2 pseudogenes are annotated in these 985 nt (G+C 66.6%); both read left to right on the top strand.

From position 1 onward, the window contains the following. Positions 1 to 305 (top strand): annotated as a pseudogene (locus ACSNN7_RS28945) (hypothetical protein); the annotation flags it as partial. A gap of 337 nt (positions 306 to 642) precedes the next feature. After that, positions 643 to 985: pseudogene (locus ACSNN7_RS28940) on the top strand (hypothetical protein); the annotation flags it as partial.

Below are 985 nucleotides of genomic sequence, written 5' to 3'. Positions count from 1 at the left end.
ACCACAACGGCGACCACGACGGCAAGAACGACGACGACCGCGACGGCGCCCGCCTCACCCTGCGCGACACCGAGGTCAAGGGCAACACCGCCCTCAACGGCGGCGGCATCTTCAACAACAAGGGCACCGTCACCCTGACCAAGACCCACGTCACCAAGAACACCGCCACCGACGCCTCAAAGAACCACCGAGTCGCCGGCGGCATCCTCAACAACAACGGCCGGGTCCGCCTCGACGACAAGTCCACCGTCAGCAACAACGACCCCACCAACTGCGCCGGCACCGTCAAGGACTGCTTCAACTGACACACGGCGTACGACCAGGGAGTCCCTTCCCGCCTCGGCGGGAAGGGACTCCCCCCGCCGGGTACGGCGGCGCGCGCCCCGCCGGCAAGCCACCCAGCGCGCCCTTTCGTCCTCCGCGCCGCCCTTCGCCACCGCTGGCACCTCTGCTGCACCGCCGTCCGCCGTGCTGTCGGCTGCACCGCCCACATACCGAATGTGGGCTTTTTTCGTATAAGCGCACGAGGTGAAGAAGGCTCTCATACGGTGTTGTTCAGCAGCTACAACCGATTTGTAGCGAAGGCCGCCTCGCTGTGGCGAAGCGACCTTGTCGGGTACAAGGAGAGGGCAGAGAGCTCCGATGTCCAACTACCTTCGCAATAACGATGACGCCAACCGTGAGACGGCCTCCCCGCTTCGCCGTCGCCGGCTCTGGCTCGCCACCGGCGTTGTGGGCCTGACAGGAGCGGTCAGCCTCGCAGGGGTCGCGTACGCGACCACCGGGGCCACCGGTGCCCACCGGTTGACCGACCTGAAGTGGTCCACGGCTCAGCAGCTCAAGGACGACGGCCGCGACCGCGGCGGTGACCGTGATGAGCGGGGTGAGGATCGCAGGGACCGTGACAAGGACCGTGATCGGGATGAGCACGGGCGGGTGTGGGAGGTGCCGTGTGATGACGAGAAGCTGATCGAGGCTGTCGATC

It is taken from the genome of Micromonospora sp. URMC 105, from assembly GCF_051386295.1.
GTDB lineage: Bacteria > Actinomycetota > Actinomycetes > Mycobacteriales > Micromonosporaceae > Micromonospora.
The sequence above is the reverse complement of the archived record's forward strand: the minus strand, read 5'-3'. Positions and strand labels throughout refer to the sequence as shown.